This window comes from Bifidobacterium sp. CP2 (genome assembly GCF_018555635.1).
GTDB lineage: Bacteria > Actinomycetota > Actinomycetes > Actinomycetales > Bifidobacteriaceae > Bifidobacterium > Bifidobacterium saguinibicoloris.
Window position 1 is genome coordinate 19371 of the sequence record NZ_JAFEJX010000013.1, and the last position, 20575, is coordinate 39945.

Sequence of the window (20575 nt, forward strand, 5' to 3'; positions counted from 1 at the left end):
GCGTGATTCATCTAACAGGGGAAGCGGTAAACGCAACGCCTCAGCGCGTCCTGTCGGGATAGAGGTTCGTGTTCGGATCACATGACCAGCAGATGATCGACGGCGACGAAGGAGCCGACCGAACCGAAGCGCTGGCCGGTTTTGTCGGTCCAGCCCGGCATCTCGCCGGTCACGGTGATGGATACGATGTAGTCGTCCTCGGGCAGTTCCGGCGAGACGTACCGGTAACCGAAATCCGGCGATTTGGCGTACCAGCTCACGAAGATGGGATTCACCACCATCGCGGACTCCCCGCCCATCCCGGCCCTGCGAATACCGACCCTCGCATACGATCCCCACTGGTCGGCACGTCCGGTCAACGCCACCCGCGAGCCGTGGAACGGAATGGTGACCGATTCACCGGCCCTGTCCGATCGGAACCCGACGTCGATGCGCCGTCCCTCGAACGGTTCCTCCTTACCCGAGACCGGCGACCATGCCGGCCAGTATTCCGCCAACCGCAGCCGACCCTGATTCACGGACAACTGTTGCCAGACATAGGTGGCGGCGGAGGCCTGATGTGGGAACGACCAGCGGTCCCCCATGTACATGGGCACCATGCCACGATCAGTATGTACCGGAATCACGAACAATGATTGGGAATTACAGGTCATTGATCCTTCCGGAGCGAACAGCCCCTGATAGGTCCACGGGCCACGCATCGAAGGCGCGGACAGACAGTAGTTGTCGTTGCAATCCCATGAGGTCTTGTTGGAGAACAGCATCCAATACCGTCCGCCAAGTTTGAAGGCTGCCGGGGCTTCGCCGCCGAGCGCGATGCCCTCCCCCACCTGTTCGGCAGCGGACAGGTAATCATCGGACAGACGATAAATGTCGCCTTCATGGACCAGCAGATAGCCGGTGCCGTCGTCATCTTGGAAGACGCCCGGATCCCAGCGGCGAATCGGCTCGCCGCGGAAGGTCATCGGTCCGCGGAATTCGTAGTCGCCGTCGATTGTGTCGCAAACCGCATAGCAGATGCGCGGATCGCGGTATCCCAAATCGTCGGAATGCATGAACATCACATATCGCCCGGTTGTGGGGCAGCGCATTACCTTGACCCGTTCGCCGATGCGCCCCGGACCCATCAGACCATCCGCCTGTTGCGGCAACACGATGCGTCGGAAGGTCCAGTGCACCAGGTCCGGCGACGAATAGCAGGAGAAGCCGGCGAACCGGTTCTCCTCGTCGGTCTTGTACTCACCGAACAGGTAGCACAAACCGTTCTCCCCGACGATGCAGCCTCCATGCGCGTTGACCGTGCGGCCACGGTCATCGAACCAAGAGACGCCGCTGATGATGAGTGATTGCTGGGACATAGCTTCACCTCCTTGAACGCAAAGCCGCCTTTCCGGTAGCACCGTCGACACCGCCGGACGGCACACACCGGAAAGGCACTGCTCAGAAATGGAACCAATCATGCGCAGGATGGTTCCGGAAAACCGCAAGGACCAATCTTGCCTCCCGAATCACCCCTTCACCGATCCGGCAACCAGTCCGGAGACAATCCACTTCTGGCAGAAGATGAAGAAGACGAACACCGGAACCAGCGCGATCACCGTGATTGCCATGAACGCCGGCCAGTTGGTCGTGAACTGGCTCATGGAGTTGAACACCTGCAGGATGATCGTGCGATTGTCCGTGGAGGACAGGAATACATTCGGCTGCAGGAAGTCGTTCCACGTGGACAGTGTCTGGAACACGACCACGGTCGCCAGAATCGGTGTGATCATCGGAAGGACGATCTTGTAATAGATCCTGAACGGACCGGCACCGTCGATGCGTGCCGCTTCCAGCACCTCCATCGGCAGCTTGCGCATGTATCCGACGATCAGGAAGTAGCAGAAAATCGAGTTGACCAGGTACAGCGCGATCAGGCCCCACAATGTGTTGACGAGATGGAGATTGGCTTCCATGCGGTACTGCGGGATCAGCGTGGCCTGCAACGGGATGCAGAAGGCTATCATCAGCACGGCGCCGACTCCGGCAGTGAACCAGCTTTTACGCAGGATCATGCCGTATGCGGCCAAGGAACCGATGAACAGCTGAAGGAACACCGCCACGGCCGTAACGATCAGCGAGTTCAGGAAGCTTCGGGCGATCGGTAGGTTGGCGAAAGTGTCGATGTAGTTCTGGATGAACCATGTCTCAGGCAATCCGAACGGAGACTTCGCCATGTCGATGGAGGTCTTGAACGAGTTGACGATGATGTAGTACAGCGGGAGCGCCATGATGATTGCCATGGCGTTGATGAGAATCGTGCGCACCCACACGCCGATCTTCGCCCTGGTGCTTGGCTTGAGCTTGTTCATATTACGCGAACCTCCTAGAGATGGCGCTGGTGAGAGCCGTCTGCCCAAGAACCACGATCAGACATGCCAGCGTGAACAGCACCGCCAGCGCCGAACCGAGACCGTACTGCGACTGCGAAATACCATGGACGATAATCGCCTGGGTGATGGTGTTGGTGGAATATCCGGGGCCGCCCTTGGTCATGCCGAAGGGCAGGTCGTACACCTTCAGGCCGTTGGTGATGAGCAGGAACGTGGAGACCACGATTCCGGGAATGAGCTGCGGCAGCGTGATGTGGATGAACTTCTGCAATCCGCTGGCACCGTCGACGGCGGCCTGCTCGTAAAGGTCTGCGGGAATCGCCTGCAGATACGCCAGATACAGCGTGGCATGCCAACCCACGGCAGCCCAGATGGCCACGAAGATCACACAGCCACGAGCCAGGGTCTCATTGGCCAGCCACGGTACGGAATCCAGTCCCATCGACACCAGCACGGAATTGAGCGCGCCCGTCTTGAGCGGGGAGAGGATGAAGCTCCACACCATACCCAGCACGATCAGCGAGGGGACGCCCAAGAAGAAGAACAGCGAGCGGGCGAACGAGCGGCCGTAGAACTTCGTGTTGAGCAGCACCGCCAGAGGAATGGCGATAATCGTGGTGATCAGCGTGGTGGAAAGCGCGAACAGGATGGTGAATCCCAGGCCCACCAGCAGGGAGGGATCGGTGAATACCTTGCGGTAGTTGTCGAAGCCGACGAAATTCACATCGGGGTTGAATCCGGTGTAGTCGGTAAAGGAGTAATACACCGTCTGGATCAAGGGGATCAGCGTCAGCACGACGAACACCGCGAGGACGGGAATCAGGAATCCGGTGGACGATGCCGATTCAACGAATCCGCGGGTCTTGTACCACGGCGTCTTGCGGGCGTCATCGCGTCCACCGACCTTGGCGTCGCCGCTGCTGTCGGACTGCCGCATCATTGCGGGGTTGCATGTTTGTGCCGTCATGTCTTTATTGCCTTTCCATAAGGAGTGTGTCGGGGCGAAACTTTCGAGGCGCAAAGGAGAGGAGAATCCTCAGGAGATTCGCCCCGACCGGAGCGGCGGCTGGCACTGGAGTGCGGAACCCCAGCACCCAGAGAACCGGTCGCCGCTGATTTGCGCATTCGCTTTGATTGCGCATTCACACCAATCGCGTTACTTGGCGTTGGCCTTCCATGTCTCGTCCATGTGCTTGGCCACCGAAGCGGCGTCCGTACTGCCCTGGATGAGCAGCTGCCACTGGGAGGTCATTTCCGTGGCCATCACGTTGCCGTTCTGGGACCAGTTGGTCCAGTAGTACTTGCCGGTGGTCACGTACTCGTCGTAGATGTCCTGCAGCTGCGGAGCCACGTCGGCGGCGTATTCGGAGGAGACGGAAATCTGACCGATGTTCTTTTCCTCGAGTTTGAGTCCCTCTTTGGAATTCATGAAGGCGAGGAACTTCTCGGCAGCCTTGAGCTTATCGCCATCGATCTTCGAGGAGATGGCGAACGGGGAGTCCGGCCCACCGCCCACGTACGGTTCGCCGCCTTCCACCGCAGGGAACGGGGCAGTGGCGTAGTCGACGCCGGAGGAGTTCAGATCAGGGAAGTCCCACGGGCCGGAACGGAACATGGCTAGCTGGCCGGTCATGAATTGCTGCTTGATCTGGTCGTTGTTCACGCCCACGACCTCCTTGGGCATGGTGCCGGATTCGATGAGCTTCTGCCATTCCTTGATAATCGGGGTCCACTGCTTTTCGAAGCTTCCGCCCTCGCCCATTTCCGGCCATTCGCTGGTATCGATGCCCTGCTTGGCGTAGTAGCCACCAAGCATCGGCTGGAACGAGCCGGAAACGACGGTCGGATCGTCCATGTACGGCGTGATTCCCGCGGCCTGCAGTTTCTTGCCCAACTCGCAGAATTCATCGATCGTCTCAGGCACGGAATCGTATCCCACCTGCTTGAGCAGGTCTTTGTTATATACAATGACGCCGACCCATGCGGTGGGGCTCATGCCGTACACCTTGCCGTCACGGGTATAGAGGTCCTTATTGGTGTCCGGAATGGAATCCATGAACGACTCATTAGTCAAGTCCTTGGCCAATCCGGCGTCCAGCACTTCGTTGCGCGTCTCGATAGACATGTGGAACACATCGGGCAGCTGGTTTCCTGCGGCACGTGTGGTCAGCGTCTGCGCGTAATCAGCGGCTTCGCCCTGTGCGGTGCTCAGATCGACCTTAATATCGGGGTTGGCTTTCTCGAAGGCCTCGATGATGGGCTTGACCTGATTCTCATTGTTCCACGAGAAGTAGGTGATGGTGGTTTTGCCGGAATCAGCTGTTCCACTACCGCATGCGGCCAAAGGAACGATCATCGCCGCTGCCGCTACAGCCGCGATGACGGTCTTGGAGAACTTCATGGTGTTTCTTCCTTCCTGCGACACCCGCTTTGGCATCGCCAAGAACGTTGTGATCAAGCTCGGCTCGAACCTTGGGCCACTATGCCCCTCCATTGTGCACCGTCTTGATTTGTTAATACGTATTAGTGAATACGTGACTTCAGTATGCCACCAAGGGACCGCGGCGGCAAAGCGGCGTGTCGCAATGGCGCCAATTCCATAAAGGCCTTAAATAGAGCTATTTAGAGCAGACCGCACTCAGCAACCACTCTCCGGTTCATCTGAAGAGAAACACGCCACGCCGGAATTTGTAAATCGATGTCTTCATCGTAATAATACGTATTAGATACACGCGACACCGCAGCCGCGTCAGATGTTTACTGCGCATAGGAAAGATCACCATGAACAACACGGCTCAATACACAACAATCGACCTTCTTCCCAATGAACTCTGGTGGGGAGGCCGCGCGGCGGACGGCCGACTCATGCCATTCGGCGCACAGCCGTTCTCCTGCGACCTCGCCGCCTGGAAACACGTGGATGGACAGCTGCCGGAAGCGTCGAACCAGAGCGCGCCATTGCTGGTCTCCACCTGTGGCCGCCATATATGGTGCGACAAGCCGTTCGCGTTCTCCTTTGAAGGCAAGCACCTAACCGTGCAGGCCAATCATGCCGTCACCGTGCATGGCGACGGCGACGGCACGTTGCGAGACGCCTTCCTCGCGGCGAGCGAGCGGTATTTCCCACCTTCCGGCGCGACTCCCGCCAAGGCGATGTTCACCAAGCCGCAGTACAACACATGGATCGAAATGCCCTACCGCCCGACCCAGCAGGCCGTGCTCGCCTACGCCGACGCGATGCTGGCCGCCGACATGCCCCCGGGCGTGCTGATGATCGACGACAAGTGGAGCCCCGACTACGGAACCTGGACGTTCGATCCGGCCGCGTTCCCGAATCCACAGGAGATGCTCCGCCAGTTGCACGGCAAAGGATTCGACGTCATCGTCTGGCTGGTGCCGTTCGTCAGCCCCGATTCCGCGGTGTTCCGCGAGCTCGAGGCACGCGGACTCATGCTGCGCGACCGCCACGGCCGCACGGCCATCCGTCGCTGGTGGAACGGGCTGAGCGCCGTGCTTGACCTGAGCAACCCCGAGGCGAGGCAGTGGATCCGCGGCCGGCTCGACGCGCTGTGCGAGCTCGGCGTGGACGGCTTCAAGTTCGACGGCGCCGACCTGTACGACTTCCACGACGACGACCTGCCATTCACCCCGATGACGGCCAACGACATGTGCGAACAATGGGCGGCCATCGGCGTGCACTATCCGTTCAACGAATTCCGTGCCTGCTGGAAGATGGGCGGGCAACCGCTCGCGCAAAGGCTTCAGGACAAGCCCGCCTCCTGGGATGAGCACGGCATCGGCTCGCTGGTTCCGGAGATGCTGGCGCAGGGCATGATCGGCCAGCCGTTCGTCTGCCCCGACATGATCGGCGGCGGCGAGGTCAACAGCGCCAAACATTCGGACGTGGATCAGGAGTTCTTCGTCCGGTACGCGCAAATCGCAGCGCTTTCCCCGATGATGCAGTTCTCCACGGCGCCTTCCCGCGTACTGGACGAGCGGCATCTCGACGCAGTACGCAAAGCGCTGGCCATCCGCGAATCGTATCTACCGACGATCCTGCACCTAGCGGATCATGCGGCGCGAACCGGCGAGCCGATCATCCGTCCGATGGCCTACCACTTCCCCGATATGGATACCGTCACCGACCAGTTCCTGCTGGGAGACGACACCATCGTCGCCCCCTGCACCCAACGTCATGCGGTCTCCCGACAGGTATCGATCCCCAAGGGACGGTGGCGTTCGGATGACGGACGGACCATCACAGGACCGACCATCATCGACACACCGTGCCCGATCGACAGAATCCCCCGCTTCGCCCGCGAAGGCTGACGATGGGAGTCGACCGCAAGAGGCTAATATCGAATGGCGGCCATACCCACCACCGCAATCCCGCCAAACGAAATCCAGTGCAAGAGGATCCCATGACCACCAGATACGCCGGAACCCGACCGCCGACCAGTAAGGACGTCGCCGCCCTGGCGGGCGTATCCCAAAGCACGGTATCGTTCGTCATCAATGGCAAGAACACCGTGTCCGAGGCGACGCGACGGCGAGTCGAGGAGGCGATGCGCAAGCTCAACTACCAACCGAACGCCGGCGCACGCACATTGAAGACGAACCGCACCAACATCATCGCGCTGTTCGTGGAGATGAGCGAGACGATCGACGCCAATGAGACCACACCGTACATCGACGCGATCGTGCGCAGCGCACGCGCACACGACTACGACGTCATCCTCACCACCACGCACGACGGCGTGGCCGCCCTGAAACGCATGGCCGGCAAATCGATCTGCGACGGCTTCATCCTCATGGACGTCAGCCGCGAGGACCCCCGCATTCCAATCGCCGCCGAACTCAGCCAACCCGTCACGCTCGTGGGCCGTGCGAACAACGCGCGCGGGCTGGACTGCGTGGACGCCGACGCCCGCAAGGCCGCCCTGCTGGCAGTGGATGAACTCGCCGATACCGGACATCGTCATGTGACGATGGTCGGTACACAACTGGGCACCGACCCGCATGAATACAACTTCGTCGATGAGTTCTACACCACCGCGCACCAGCGCGCGGACGAACGCGGGCTCGGCTTCTCCATCGTGCAACGACTCGGTGAAGGATGGCCCGGCATCGAGAAGACCTCCGACCAGCTGCTGCTGCACGCCGATGACCGTCTTGGCATCATCGTCCGTCAGCCCCAGCCGACCGAATGGCTGCTGCGTACATTACGCCGGCATGGTGTGCTTCCGGGTCAGGACGTCTCCGTAGTGTCGTACTGTTCGGACTACGCCGCGGCATCGTTCGAATGGCAGGTCACCAACGTATCCACCACACCGGAGCAACTCTCGGAACACGCCGCGACCCTGCTGTTCGACCGTCTCGAAGGCAACCGCAATCGTGATGCACGCTGCGAACTGATAGCGCCGGCGGGCATCACGCGCCGCGCCACCACCGTCGACTGGACCAAGCGCTGATCGGAGAGCTGTCCGGCGACGCGCCGTTCAGGAGGCCTGGGCGCCTTCGCCGGCTTCGCGGTCCTTGAGATAGATCTCGGGGATGTCGCGCTCCTGGTCGTGGAGCTTGGCCCAGATGATGGGCTTGCCGGCCTCGAGGGATTTCGGCACGTCGATGATGCGCTGGTTCTTCGAGCCACGGAACTGCAGGAGCGAGTCCTTCTGGGTCTTCACGTACCGACCGTCGACGAGGATGTCGATGAGCTTCAACAGCTCGAGCTTGTCCGGCGTCTCCCCCGGGCGCATGAGTTCCTCCCACGTATAACCGGTCCACGACCAGATGTCCTTGGTCTTCCCGAACTCGCTGCGGATGCGCTCGGCGAGCGGCAACAGCACGGGCGTGTTGAGGAACGGTTCGCCGCCGAGGAACGTGATGCCCTGCACCCACGGGGCCTTGAGGTCCTCGATGATCTTGTCCTCGAGCCGCTGCGTGTACTCGTGACCGGCCTTGAAGTCCCAGATCGACGAGTTGAAGCAGTCGACGCAGTGGAACGGGCAGCCGGAGACGTACAGCGAATTGCGCACGCCTTCGCCGTCGGTGACGACGAAGGTCTTGTAGTCGGCGATCATGCGCTTGGACATGCGCCGTCCATCCCACTGCCCGGCACGCGGGTCGTTGGCGAGCCCTCCGGAGGGGACGGACGGCCCGCGTCCGGTCTCCTCGGGCGCGAAATCGCGGCGAATCATCTCACCCATGTCACACCTCATTTGCGTCTCGGCCCGTCGGAGGGGCCTTCCGTCGTCACAACGGATTGAGGGTGGCCGTGCGATGCACGGCCACCCTCAGTCTTCATTCCGTCGCCGTATCTCCAGCCGACGGGATGACATACCGAATCACTACTTGGCTTCCTCGAACCATTCGCGGGTGGAGCCGTCGTCGAGCGTGACGTGGCCGGTCTCACCGCTCATGTGCTTGACGCGGTGGGAGATCTCCTCGTGACGTCCGTGCACCATGGGGCGCTGGACCGGGTTGCCGAGGTAGCCGCAGGTGCGCTTGGTGACGTTGCACTTGTCCGGATCGGAGTTGCCGCACTCGGGGCACTTGAAGCCCTCGTCGGTGGGTTCGAAGTCGCCCTGGAAGCCGCACACGAAGCAGTGGTCGATCGGCGTGTTGGTGCCGAGGTAGCCGATGCCCACGTTGTAGGCGTAGTCCCACACGGCTTCGAGTGCCTTCGGGTTGTCCTGCAGGCACGGGTACTCGCAGTAGTTGATGAAGCCGCCGGAGGCGTAGTACGGGAAGTCCTTCTCGTAGTTGAGCTTCTCCATCGGGGTGGGCTGGAGCCACACCGGGTAGTGGAACGAGTTGGTGTAGAAGTCGTGGTCGGTGACGCCTTCGACGCGGCCGAACTTCTCGCGGTCCATGCGGTTGAAGCGGTCGGTGAGGGACTCTGCCGGCGTGGAGTACACGGAGTAGTGGTAGCCCTCCGCCTTGCTCCACTGCTTGCACAGCTCGCTCATGCGCTTGACGATGGACAGCGCGAACTCCTTGCCCTCCGGATCCCAGCCGTGGTCGCGGATCCAGTTCTTGCCGTAGAACACGGCGGTGGTCTCCGCGAGACCGATGTAGCCGAGGGACACGGTGGCGCGCTCGTTCTTGAACAGCGTGTCGACGTTGTCGTTGGCTCCGAGGCGGCCGAAGGCGCCGAAGCGGAACAGGGTGGGCGCGTTGACCGGGGTGGCCTGCTTGCAGCGCATGATGCGGAACTGCAGGGCCTGATGGGCCACTTCCATGCGCTCGTTGAACAGCTTCCAGAAGCGTTCCTTGTCGCCGTGGGATTCCAGCGCGATGCGCGGCACGTTGACGGAGACGACGCCGAGGTTCATGCGGCCATCCTCCTCGTCCTTGCCGGTGGCAGGGTTGATCCAGCCCTGCAGGAAGGAGCGGCAGCCCATGGGGGCCTTGAAGGAGCCGGTGATCTTGACGATGTTCTCGTAGAACACGACGTCCGGGTACATGCGCTTGGTGGCGGATTCGAGGGCCAGCTGCTTGAGGTCGTAGTTGGGGTCACCGGGGTCGGCGTTCACGCCATGGCGCACGGTGAACACGAGCTTCGGGAAGATGGCGGTGTGGTGCTCCTTGCCGAGGCCGCGGATGCGGTTGAGTAGGATGGCGCGCTGGATCTCACGGGAGAACCAGTCGGTGCCGAGACCGAAGCCGACGGTGACGAACGGGGTCTGGCCGTTGGAGACGCGGTTGGAGTTGATCTGGTACTCCATGGTCTGCATGGCGTCGTAGATGGCCTTGCGGGTGCGGATCTTCGCGAGGATCTCACGCTCCTGCTCGAGCTCGTCGACGTCCTCATGGAACGGGGTGTCCATCGGCAGCGGCTCGCGGCCCTTCTCGAAGTGGAGCTTGGACGGCTCGTTGGCCTTCGCGTTGGCGACCTGGCGACGCGCGAACTCGATCGGCATGTCGTCGGGGATCATCTCGCGGGCCTCTTCGAGGAACTTCTCGTAGTCGAGCTTCGCGTAGCGGGCGAGATGCTCGTCGGCGCGGTTGGCGGTCTGGCCGCCGTACTGGCTGGAGGCCACGTCCTTCATGATCTGGGTGATCTGGGTGGCGGCGATGGCGATGGACTTCGGGGAGGCCATCGGCGCGTTGCCGAGCGTGAAGCCGTTGGCGAGCATGTCCCAGAAGTTCGGCAGGGAGCAGTTGGACTGCGCGGTGAACGGCGAGTAGTCGGCGTCGTGGAAGTGGATGTCGCCCTTCATATGGGCGTTGGACACGGCGGGCGGCAGCATGTTGAACGCGGCCGCCTTGGAGACGGCGCCGGCCAGCAGGTCGCGCTGGGTAGCGTAGACGTTGGCGTCCTTGTTGGCGTTCTCGTGGATGAGCGTGGGGTCCTGGTTGATGAAGCGGGACACGGCCTCGTTCACGTCGGTGGCCTTCGCGCGCTCGATGTCCTTGTCGAGACGGTAGGTGGTGTAGGCGCGGGCCACGTCGTACAGGTGCGCGTCGATGAGCGCATGCTCGACGAGGTTCTGGATGTCCTCGATCTTGGCCGGGCCGGCGTAGCGTTCCTTGATCTCGCCTTCGACCTGGTCGGCGAACGAGCGGATGAGCTTCTCCTCCTCCGGTCCGACCTGCTTGTCGAGGTCGCCGAAGGCGGCCTTGACGGCGGAGATGATGTTGATCGGGTCGAAGTCGACGATACGGCCGTCACGCTTCTCCACCTGGACCTGGCTGGACGTCCTGGTGGCTGTTGCGGTTTCGAGCACTTCGGTCTCCATCTCTTCTCCTCACCGGCCTTGGGCCTTGCTGCAAAAACTCCGTTCCCACGGCTCCTCCGGCGACGTTCCCGCACCCGGATTTCCGTGGGCCTCAGATACTGTACGACAACCCCGGCACCATATCTAGTCCCGCCACGCCGGCAGAACACTAGGACTAGTGTTCTTCGGCGGAATTCCGCCGCAAACTACGACTGTGTGATTAACGTAACAATCATCGGCCAGCGTGTCGCGGTCAGCCGAGGTTGGACTGCGTGCCGGCGATGTCCGCGGTGGCGGCCTGCGCGTTCTGCGCGGCGTCCAGACGGGTGCGCACGTCGTTGAGCAGGCTCTGCGCGCGCCGCGCCAACGCCTCGCCGATCTCCCACTGCCGCATCGACTGGTCGAGGTTGAGACCTCCGGCCTCCAGCGCCTGGACCGCCTGGATGAGCTTGTCACGGGCCTCCTCGTACGGCATGCGCGCGATGGCCTCGCGCTCCTCGTCGGTCAGCGTGGACGCCGGTGCCGCCTTCCGGGCCTTGTCGTCGGCGGTTGCGGTCACGGTCTTGTCGGTCATGGTCATTGCTCCTTCATATGTGGATGTTCGTCGTATGGCTGTCCGCCGTGGCAGTCATCGCCCCATCCGAAGACGGACCGTCGGACGGGGCGGGAGCGGGCGGGTCAGTCCGCGGTCGCGGTGACGACGCCCTTCCTCAGGGTCAGGGTGAGTTTTTCACCGGTCCGGACCAGCGAGGCGTCGTCCATCACGTGCCCCTGCTCGTCCTGGACGACGGCGTATCCGCGGTTCAGCGTGGATTGGGGGCTCAACGCGGTGAGCGAGGCATGCGCCTTCTCGATGGTGAGCGAGGCGTCGTCCACGATGCGCCGCAGGCCGATGTCGAGACGGTTCCGCGCATCGTCGAGGAACCGCTGGTGCGGCTCCAGCATGGTCAACGGCCTCGTCAGGCTCGGGCGGTTCGCATAGCCCTCGACGAGACGGATCTCGTTGTCCACGCGCGAGGAGATGCGCATGCGCATGCGCTGCAGGGCGTTGTCCACCAGCTGCCATTGCTCGCGCACGTCCGGCACCACTTTCTTGGCGGCGTCGGTGGGCGTGGAGGCCCTCAGGTCGACGGCGAGGTCGATGAGCGTCCAATCGTCCTCATGCCCCACGGCGGAGACGATCGGCGTGACGCAGGCCGCGGCGGCGCGCACGACGCCCTCGTCCGAGAATCCGACCAGATCCTCGAACGCGCCGCCTCCACGGGCCACGATGATCACGTCCACGTCCGGATCCTCGTCGAGCTTGCGGATCGCCGCGATGATATCCGGCGGGCATTGCGCGCCCTGCACATGCGCGTGCACGATCTTGAACCGCACGGCGGGCCATCGGAGGTTCACGTTGGTGACCACGTCGCCCTCGGCGCGCGCCTGGGGCGCGCAGATGAGGCCGATGCACTTGGGGAATTCGGGCAGCGGCACCTTCCGGTCCGCGTCGAACAGCCCCTCGCCCTTGAGCCGTTTGCGCAGCTCGTCGATCTGTTCCTTGAGCCCTCCGGCGCCGATCTTGCGGATGTCGTCGCCGATGAAGCTCAGACGCGTCTGCTTGACCCAGATGTCGGCACGCCCGTGGACGACCACGCGGTCGCCCTGCCGGAACTGCGCGGCGGCGGCGGCGAACGTACGCCATCCGGAGACGGAGATGGCCACGTCCTCGAAATCGTCGCGCACCGTAAGGTACGCGGACCCCGGACGCCGCGTGTTGATCTCCGTGATCTGGCCGCAGATCCACGCGGCCGGCCATTTCACCACCGCATTGTGGAACTTCTGGCTCAGCACGCTCACCGGCCATGGGTTCTCCGCCGTGGTCTCGGCGGCCAGCCTGGGCAGCTGGTCCATCGGCCTCGGCCGGTCGAGGCCGCCGGCGACGCCCGCCGTGGCGTTCATTTCGTAACTCATGCGCACCACTATAGTGACGCCTCCAAGGACCGGTAGATATCTACCGGTTCCCTTCCGTCTCCCATGACCGCCGGCGTGTCGTCACCGGCACCGTCATGGACGCCGTCACGAAAAGGCCAGCGTGGCGAGCAGCGCCGCATGATCCGAACCGGCGATCCTCACCACCTGCATCCGCCCGGCGGCGACGCCCCGGTCCACCACCACATGGTCGATGCCCGCGAACCGGGGCAGCAGGCCGCGGTCCGCCGGCCAGGTGAACGTGAAGCCGTGGCCGGACATCATCGCGGCGTCACGGAACCGCTCCCCGAGAAAGCCGCGGAACGGCGCATGATCAGTCGTGGCGTTGAAGTCGCCCATGAACACGAACGTGTCGTCCGTGTTCGAGCGCATCATCGCCAGCTCGTCCAACGATCGCTTCCATTGCCGCCAATAGCCGGGCACCGGGGCGGTGGTGTGCACGGAGACGAACCGGATACGCTTGCTTCCGGCGAACTCCACCGTGCCGCCGGGCATGAACGAGGCGCTGGAATCCACGTCGTCGTCCGAAGGGTCCTCCAGCGGGGCGGCGGACCACAGCCCGTTGCCGTACACGCCGTCGGAGCTGGAGATCTGGGAATACGGCAGATAGTCCTCGATGCCGGCTTTGCGCAACGCCTCGACGAACCCGTCGGTGGTCTCCTGCAGCGCCAGCACCTCGACACGCTGGTCGCGCACGGTCTCCACGACCGCCTCGGCGTCCGCACGCCCCTTGTACACGTTGAACGTCATCACGCGCGCATACGCGTCGGACGTGTCGGCGTGGGCCTGCGCCACGGCCGTAGCGGCACGCTCCGGCAGAACGTCGCGCGAAGCGAAGAACGGGTACTGCCACCACACGTTCACCGCGAGGGCCGCCATGGCGACAAGCGCCGCGACGAACCTCCTGGACGCCAACGCCGCCACGAGCGCGAACGCGGCGACGACGATGAACCATGGCGTCGCCGAGACCAGCACCGGCACGTACGGCAGCGCCTGCAAGTCGGAGGGCAGCGACCTCGCCAGCACCGCGACCATCGCCGCGGCGGACGACGCCACGGCCAAAGCGCCCAGCACGCGCCTGCGGAATCTCCCCCGCGCAGGACCGGACTCGACGCGCACTCCCCCGCCGCCGGACCGCGGACGCGACGCGGGCTTCCGAGAGGAACCGGTCCGACGGGCGGACGCGCGGCTCCGGCCGGAGGCGCCGGCCGGACCGGCGGAGGCACGCCCCGTCGTCTTCGAACGGCCGGACGTCGGCCGATGGGACTTCGACGCGTCGCCATCCTCCGACGTCGCACGCGCGAGCAGCTCGTCGCGCGCGGCATTCCGCGCCTGCGTACGGGAACGGTATACGTTCGTTCGATCTCGTTTCGTCATCGCCCCTCCTTCTGCCGTCTGTCACCTTACCGTGCCGGTGACGGACGCGCGTCCACGAACGACGACGACTCACATCATCCCGACATTCCCGCGTGGGGCCGGCCGAAGTCCGTGTACAATGGACCGCTGTCGCCTCGGTAGCTCAGGGGATAGAGCACCGCTCTCCTAAAGCGGGTGTCGTCAGTTCGAATCTGATCCGGGGCACGTCTCACCCCTTGGAATGCAACGGTTCCAAGGGGTTTCGCTTACTTCGCCTTGGCGGCCTGGCTGTCGATCCACTGGTTGGCGGCGTCGACGGCCTCCTGGAGGGTGACGGCGGCGGCCTTGTAATAGCGTGAGTCCTTCACGCCGGATGAGTCGAACAGGTTCTTCGCGGTCCGGTAGGTACCTTGAAGCATCGCGGAGACGGTCCGGGACCCGCTTAACCCGTCGAGCCGGTCCAGCGTCTTCCGCGCTTCGGAGAGCGTGTCCTTCAACGTGTTTTTCGCGGATTGCAGGTCGTCCGACACGGAACCGTCGTCCGACCGCGCGTCGCCGTCGGTCCCGTCATCCTGTGCGGCCTTGCGTTGGTCCTCCTGTTCGGCATCCCGCCTGGCCTTCAGTTCGGCGGCGCGGATGCGCAGATCCTGCGCGTCATCGTCCAGCTGGGACGCGTAGCGTCTCAGGTCCGCCCCGAACGCGTTCGACGGGCAGACCGCGGGCGGATCCTCCCGTTCCGCGCCGGCGGCGACGGCCGCCACCGCGGCTTCGGTCCATTCGTTCTCGGCCGTCGTGCAGACGTCGTACGCCCGACGCTGGTCCACGATGGCGAGTCCCGCCGCGACGAGCGCGAGGACGACGACCGCGACGAGCATGCGTGCCGTCCCGCGCCGGCGGCGACGTACGACGGGGAATTCGATGGTGGGCGCGGCATCGTCCGGAGGGACCGGAACCGCGCCGTCCGTGCCAGGCCCGGATGACGTTCCATGGGCGCGCCCGACATCTTCATCAGCCATGGGTCACCGACCTCCCTCATACGTCGACTCCACCGTCCTTGCCCGTCACTGTATCTCGCGACGCCGAACAAACGGAGTCATCGGATTCCGGCGCGTGCGATGTACGATGTCGGGTATGCGAATCGCGGTCCTCCTCCTGCATCCGGTGTGGTCGTTCGATCTCAACGCCACCATCCAGATCTTCGACGACAGCTCGCGGCCGCAGAGCACCATCGTCCTCGACTTCGTCTCGCCGTCCACCTCGATGGCGCTGGACCACGGCATGTCCATCGCGACCGAACCGCTCGCCGACTACATCGCGCGATGTGACGGCGTGCACGGCGACGGATGCGCCGGCACGCATCCCGACCTCATCATCCTGCCCGGGTTCGCCGACCCGTTCGCCATCGCCGCGGACCGTCGCACGGGCGACGACAAGGCCGCCCTGTTCTGCCGGAACCCCCATGACGCGCTCATGGCACGCGACTGGCTCAACGCCGAACGCGACCGGGGCTGCGAGATCGCCGCGATGTGCACCGGCGTCTTCGCACTCGGATGGATGGGGCTGCTCGACGGAGTCGACTGCACCACGCACCTGCCGTTCGTCGAGGACCTGCAGGCGCAGTTTCCCAAGGCCCTCGTGGCCAAGGACCGCGTGCTCACGCATGACGGACGCCGCCGCATCTGGACCGGCGCGGGCGGGTCGGTATGCCTCGACCTGTGCCTGGCCATCCTGAGCGAGCACGCCGGCGAGGCGGCAGCGGCGGACGAGGCGACGATGCTCGCTCTGCACTATCCGAGATCGGTGAACTCACGGCGCCGGACGACGCCCGCCGGCACGATGGCCTCGCATCGTCAGGACGAAATCACACTGCTCGCACGGCGGGTGCGCGAGCATCTCGGCCACGAGTGGTCGCTCCCCGCGCTCGCCCAGACCGCGCACATGTCGCCGCGCACGTTCCAACGCCGCTTCGCCGAGGCGATGGGCATGCCGCCGAAGCGATGGATACTCGAGCAACGGCTCAAGGCGGCGAAGGAACTGCTGGAGCTCACCGACCTGCCGATGTACACCATCGCCTCACGGGTGGGTCTGCACGATGCGGACTCGTTGCGCAAACGGTTCACGCTCGCGTTCGGGATGACGCCGAGCGAGTATCGCAGCCGCCATCGCCGCTAGACGCCGAAGCACGCCCACCCGGCGGGCCGAACGTCATGGTTGGCGCGATTGTCCGGTATGTTGGCGCGAACCACCCGGCCGGGCGACGCCATGTTCACGTTCACATGAATAGGCTAGCGGTTGTCACGCAATCCACCAGTGGATTTACCAACGGAGGTAAGAACCATGTGGCCTATTCTTCTCGGCCTCGTCCCCGCGCTCGGATGGGGATTCCAAGGCGTCGTCATGCAGAAGGTCGGCGGAACCACCGCCAACAAGCAGATGGGCATGACGCTCACCACGTTCGTGTTCGGCGTGGTCGTGCTCCTCGTCCATCCGGTCAGCTGGTCATGGACACTGATCGCCGCGGCGGCCATCAACGGCATCCCCTGGGCGATCGCCCAGATCCTCCAGATCAGGAGCTTCGACTATCTGGGCGTCGCACGCGCCATGCCGCTGTCCACCGGCATGCAGCTGACGATGACGACGCTGCTCGGCGCGTTCTTCTTCCATGAGTGGACCACCACCGAACAGATCGTGCTGGGCGTCGCCGCGCTGGTGCTCATCATCGTGGGCGTCGCGTTCACCGCCTACCAGGAGAAGAAGGAGCGTGGCGACGGCCCGTCGAACATCGTGCTCGGCGTCATCATCACGTTCATCTCCTCCCTGCTGTACGTGGCGTACGCGGCGGCCGGCAAGTTCTTCTCGGTCGACGCGCTCGACCTGCTGTTCCCGCAGGCGGCGTTCATGCTCGCGGCGACCATCGTCATCGCGTTCATCACCACCGGCGGCCGGTCCACCGACCCGCAGACCGGCGTGTTCGGCGTGAAGAGCTGGGCGAACATGTCGACCGGCGTGCTGTTCGCCACCGCCAACCTCACCATGCTGCTGTCGAACCAGATCAACGGTCTCGCGGTCGGCTGGACGCTGAGCCAGATGAACGTCATCTTCGCCACGCTCGGCGGTCTGTTCATCCTCAAGGAGAAGAAGACGCGCAAGGAGATGGCGTTCGTCATCGCCGGCATGGTGCTCGTGGCCATCGGCGGCGTGCTCATCGGCATCACGAAGGCGTGACGTGCGGCACGTGCGGAACGTACGCCGCATCACGCATCGGAAACACACGAAACGACACACGGAACACACGGAACAACGAGGTTTTTCCGATACGGAAGCCTATACGAAAGGAAGTATCACCATGATCAATGTCGGATTCATCGGCTGCGGCGCCATGGGACGCGACCACGTCAGGCGCATCACCGAACGCTGCGCCGGCGCGCAGGTCGTCGGCGTGTACGACACCGTCGTCGAGAACGCGCGCAAGGCCATCGACGACAACCGACTCGACGCGACGATCTACGATTCGGCCGAAGCGCTCATCGCCGACCCGAACGTCGACGCGGTCGTCATCGCCAGCCGCAACGACGTCCATCTCGAGCCGCTGCTGCAGGCCATCGACGCCGGCAAGCCGACCTTCACCGAGAAGCCGATGACCATCGACGGCGCCGACAGCTGGAAGGTCGTCCAGGCCGAGGTGGCCAAGGGCCGCCGCACCGTGCAGGTGGGCTTCAACTGGCGTTTCGACCCCGGCTACGACGCGATGAAGAAGTTCACCGCGGACGGCGGCATCGGCACGCTTCTCATGGCCGGCATGCGCCACTACAACGCGCAGGCGTCCACCAGCTACTACGGGACCGACAACGTCATCAACGACACGCTGATCCACAACTTCGACATGCTCCACTACATGTTCGACGACGACTTCACCGCCATCGAGATGAAGTTCGCGAGGATGAACTCGCTCAACCCGAACGGCGAGTCCCTGCGCGAACCGCAGCTCGCGGTCGTCGAGTTCGCGGGCGGCGCGCTGGCCACCGCGGAGGCGAACGTCAACTGCCAGTACGGTTACGACATCCAGTGCCGTCTGGTGGGTGAATCCGGCATCATCTCGCTGCCGGACGTCGCCACCCCGGAGGTGCGCCGCGCCGGGCAGATCAGCCATGCGATCTCGTCCGCGTGGTTCGACCGCTTCACCGAGGCGTACGACCGGGAGTTCGACCGGTTCTTCGCCAACATCGAGGCCGACCGCCAGCCGGGCGGCGTCGAGGCCACCGCTTGGGACGGCTACGTGGCGAACGTGGCGGCGGACGCGGCGCTCGAAAGCCTGCATCACGGCGGACGCATCAAGGTCGAGCTCAACGAGAAGCCGGCCCTGTACGCCATCTGACCGGAGCGCGGCGGAAACGCGAAGGGCGGCCTCCCCGCACGGGGAGGTCGCCCTTCGCGTCGTGTCGGCGTCGACGTGTCACGGCACGTCGGCCGGCGGTCAGCGACGGTCGCCGGATGCGGACGGCGACGACGCGGGCGCATCGGATGCATCGGATGCGACGGCCGCGTCGGCTGAGCCGCCGGACTTCAGCCCGTCGGCCATCGCCTTGCCGGCCATGTGCCCACCCAGCGCGCCGTTGACGAGGGTCTTCAGGTCGAGGCCGATGCTGTTCGACAGCCCCTCGCTGATCTGGCTCAGCGCGTTGGTGGTGTCGCCGACGAGCCTGGTGGTGTTGCCGTCACCGTACATGGTGATCGAATCGACCTTCGCAAGCGGCTCAGCGATGGCGCGGGCGATCTCCGGCATGATCTGGATGTACTGCTGGGCGATGATGAGCTGGTTGTTCATCGCGTTGTACGCGTGGCCCTGCGCCTCGATGCCGGCGGCCTCGCCCTCGCCCTTGGCCTTGAGGGCGGCGCCTTCGGCCTCGCCCTTGACGCGTGTGGCCTGCGCCTCGGCGTCGGCGGTCGCCTTGACGGCCTCGGCCTCCTGACGTTGACGGTACAGGTCGGCCTCGGCGTTCTTCTGCGTGGTGTACAGCTGGGCGTCGGCCTTCTGCTCGGCGGCGTAGCGGTCGGCCTCGGCCTGCTTGCGCACCGTGGCGTTGAGCTCCTTCTCCTTGACGGCGGCCTGACGGTCGGCCAGCTCGATGCGGCGCTCCTCGGCGGCGATCTCGGCGTCCTGCTGCGCGACGTTGAGCTCCTTGGTACGTTCCGCCTTGGTGATCTCGTAGACCATGTCCGCCTTCGCCTTGGCGTTGTCGGCGGTGGTCTTGAGCTCCGCCTGCTTCAGGTCGAGCTGGTTCTGGCGTTCGGCCACCTGCTGGTCGGCGGCGATGCGCGCGAGCTGCGCGTCCCGGCTGATCTGGGCGGCCATGTCGGCGCCCATGTCGCGGATGACGCCCTGACCGTCGGCGAAGTCCTGCACGTTGAACGTGACGAGCTCAAGGCCCAGGGCCTCCATGTCGGCCCGGGCCGCACTCGCCACGGTCTCGGAGAACTCGTCGCGGTTCTCCATGAGCGTGCGCAGCTCGGTCTTGCCGATGGCCTCGCGCATCTTGCCGAGCAGGACCTGCGTGACGTCGGCCATCATGCGCTTCTTGTCCTGGTTGAGATAGTTGCGTGCGGCGATCTCCAGCGGGTCGCGCTCGACGCCGTCGTGTCCGGTGAATTTCTCGACGCCGATCTGGAAGTTCGCGACGGCGCTCACGTCGATGAGGATGGCGTCCTTCGTGGGGATGGGGGTGTCCGTGTGGAGCTCCGACTGGACCACGCCGAGGGACAGCCAGTCGCGCCGGTAGAGGAACGGGATGATGATCGCGGCACGTCCGATGACGAAACGCCGGCCACCCGGCCCGGTGATGACGAGCACGCGGTCGGTGGGCGCCACCGTATAGCAGGCCACGGCCAGCAGGATGACGGCTATCACCGCCACGGGGATGATGAGCCACAACGGGCTGAGATTGAACAGATCGAACATGGACGGGGCTCCCTTTCTTCATCGTCCCGCGGCACCGCTGCCGCGATGGCTTTCGGCCGGTCGCCGTCCATCGCCTCGTATGCGGCGGACGGCGGGCCTTAGGTCACGATGATACCGTTCCGGGACGTTCCGAGGGGATGCCCCCGACGGAGTGTTCCGGAACGGACGGCGGATGCGCCGAAGGGAACCCGATGACG

At 64.1% G+C, this 20575-nt stretch carries 16 protein-coding genes and 1 tRNA gene; 6 read left to right on the forward strand and 11 right to left on the reverse strand.

From position 1 onward, the window contains the following. Window positions 1-77 precede the first annotated feature (77 nt). The 4 genes from JS531_RS09405 to JS531_RS09420 form a co-directional block, all read right to left on the reverse strand. Entirely contained in the window at window positions 78-1460 is a 1383-nt protein-coding gene (locus JS531_RS09405) for a family 43 glycosylhydrolase (RefSeq protein WP_214315435.1), read from the reverse strand. 48 nt (window positions 1461-1508) lie between these two features. Next, complete coding sequence (locus tag JS531_RS09410; protein ID WP_214315436.1) at window positions 1509-2351, reverse strand: carbohydrate ABC transporter permease; 843 nt, start codon at window positions 2349-2351, stop codon at window positions 1509-1511. Between the two features lies 1 nt (window position 2352). Next, on the reverse strand, window positions 2353-3339 hold the full coding sequence (locus JS531_RS09415) for a sugar ABC transporter permease (protein ID WP_236034533.1): 987 nt from the start codon (window positions 3337-3339) through the stop codon (window positions 2353-2355). Between the two features lie 189 nt (window positions 3340-3528). Further along, window positions 3529-4773, reverse strand: a complete 1245-nt coding sequence (locus JS531_RS09420; protein ID WP_214315438.1) for an extracellular solute-binding protein — start codon at window positions 4771-4773, stop codon at window positions 3529-3531. A gap of 380 nt (window positions 4774-5153) precedes the next feature. Between JS531_RS09420 and JS531_RS09425 the strand changes: the two genes are divergently transcribed. Together JS531_RS09425 and JS531_RS09430 are read left to right on the forward strand one after the other, a co-directional pair. Then, on the forward strand, window positions 5154-6701 hold the full coding sequence (locus JS531_RS09425) for a glycoside hydrolase family 31 protein (RefSeq protein ID WP_214315440.1): 1548 nt from the start codon (window positions 5154-5156) through the stop codon (window positions 6699-6701). Window positions 6702-6793: 92 nt separating this feature from the next. Continuing rightward, on the forward strand, window positions 6794-7843 hold the full coding sequence (locus JS531_RS09430) for a LacI family DNA-binding transcriptional regulator (RefSeq protein WP_214315442.1): 1050 nt from the start codon (window positions 6794-6796) through the stop codon (window positions 7841-7843). A gap of 27 nt (window positions 7844-7870) precedes the next feature. On the opposite strand, the gene nrdG is transcribed toward JS531_RS09430, so the two are convergent. The 5 genes from nrdG to JS531_RS09455 form a co-directional block, all read right to left on the reverse strand. After that, window positions 7871-8569, reverse strand: a complete 699-nt coding sequence (nrdG, locus tag JS531_RS09435) for an anaerobic ribonucleoside-triphosphate reductase activating protein (protein ID WP_214315486.1) — start codon at window positions 8567-8569, stop codon at window positions 7871-7873. Window positions 8570-8719: 150 nt separating this feature from the next. Then, entirely contained in the window at window positions 8720-11113 is a 2394-nt protein-coding gene (nrdD, locus tag JS531_RS09440) for an anaerobic ribonucleoside-triphosphate reductase (protein WP_214315444.1), read from the reverse strand. 232 nt (window positions 11114-11345) lie between these two features. Continuing rightward, window positions 11346-11666 (reverse strand): exodeoxyribonuclease VII small subunit, encoded by a 321-nt coding sequence (locus tag JS531_RS09445; protein WP_214315446.1) that lies wholly within the window; start codon window positions 11664-11666, stop codon window positions 11346-11348. Window positions 11667-11770: 104 nt separating this feature from the next. Further along, window positions 11771-13036 (reverse strand): exodeoxyribonuclease VII large subunit, encoded by a 1266-nt coding sequence (gene xseA, locus JS531_RS09450; protein WP_240542158.1) that lies wholly within the window; start codon window positions 13034-13036, stop codon window positions 11771-11773. A 117-nt stretch (window positions 13037-13153) separates the two neighbouring features. After that, entirely contained in the window at window positions 13154-14101 is a 948-nt protein-coding gene (locus JS531_RS09455) for an endonuclease/exonuclease/phosphatase family protein (RefSeq protein ID WP_236034536.1), read from the reverse strand. 473 nt (window positions 14102-14574) lie between these two features. On the opposite strand from JS531_RS09455, the gene JS531_RS09460 reads away from it, so the two are divergent. Further along, window positions 14575-14647: transfer RNA gene (locus tag JS531_RS09460), tRNA-Arg, on the forward strand. A 41-nt stretch (window positions 14648-14688) separates the two neighbouring features. Here the strand turns inward: JS531_RS09460 and JS531_RS09465 are convergent. Further along, window positions 14689-15438, reverse strand: a complete 750-nt coding sequence (locus JS531_RS09465; RefSeq protein ID WP_214315449.1) for a hypothetical protein — start codon at window positions 15436-15438, stop codon at window positions 14689-14691. A 115-nt stretch (window positions 15439-15553) separates the two neighbouring features. Between JS531_RS09465 and JS531_RS09470 the strand changes: the two genes are divergently transcribed. From JS531_RS09470 to JS531_RS09480, 3 genes are all read left to right on the forward strand, one after another. Then, window positions 15554-16594, forward strand: coding sequence for a helix-turn-helix domain-containing protein (locus JS531_RS09470; RefSeq protein ID WP_214315450.1), 1041 nt, complete (start codon window positions 15554-15556; stop codon window positions 16592-16594). Window positions 16595-16759: 165 nt separating this feature from the next. Then, a complete protein-coding gene (locus JS531_RS09475) occupies window positions 16760-17647 on the forward strand; it encodes a GRP family sugar transporter (RefSeq protein ID WP_214315451.1) in 888 nt (295 codons plus the stop codon). Between the two features lie 121 nt (window positions 17648-17768). Then, entirely contained in the window at window positions 17769-18797 is a 1029-nt protein-coding gene (locus tag JS531_RS09480; RefSeq protein WP_214315452.1) for a Gfo/Idh/MocA family oxidoreductase, read from the forward strand. A gap of 99 nt (window positions 18798-18896) precedes the next feature. Here the strand turns inward: JS531_RS09480 and JS531_RS09485 are convergent, their stop codons facing one another. Then, a complete protein-coding gene (locus tag JS531_RS09485) occupies window positions 18897-20378 on the reverse strand; it encodes an SPFH domain-containing protein (RefSeq protein WP_214315453.1) in 1482 nt (493 codons plus the stop codon). Window positions 20379-20575: the final 197 nt, after the last annotated feature.